Source organism: Micromonospora thermarum (assembly GCF_012034245.1).
GTDB lineage: Bacteria > Actinomycetota > Actinomycetes > Mycobacteriales > Micromonosporaceae > Micromonospora > Micromonospora thermarum.
In genome coordinates, this window is record NZ_JAATEO010000108.1 from 1 (window position 1) to 416 (window position 416).

Sequence of the window (416 nt, forward strand, 5' to 3'; positions counted from 1 at the left end):
GTCGTGGTGGTCGTGCGCAGCGTCCCGGTGCTGGTCTTCTCGGTCACCACCCGCGGCTGGTTGAACATGTCGTAGGTGGTCACCGTCGCCGGCAACTCCGGCCCGCTGGCGGCCTGCCCGCCCGACTGCACCCGGCACGGCAGGTTCGCCCACTCCGGCCGCAGGTCACACTCGGCATATCCGGAGCCGGAGGTCGCCCGGTAGTAGATCGTCTTGCGGGTGGCCGGTGTGGTGGTGCTGGTACCACCGGCCGGCCCGGTCGTCGAGGTGACCAGACCCGTGATCGCGTCGTACGCGGTCCGGGTGGTCTGGGCCAGACCGGCCGGGTCCACCGTCACCACGGTCGGCTGGCGCAGACCCCAGTCGTACGCGGTGGTGGTGGTCCGGATGTCGGAGTCGGTCTCGACGCCGTTGAG

The 416-nt window shown here is 70.9% G+C and carries 1 protein-coding gene; it reads right to left on the bottom strand.

Annotation, left to right across the window (positions count from 1 at the left end):
• Window positions 1–416 (bottom strand): hypothetical protein (locus HCJ94_RS29420; protein ID WP_168004255.1); only part of this gene is annotated, 416 nt, incomplete at both ends.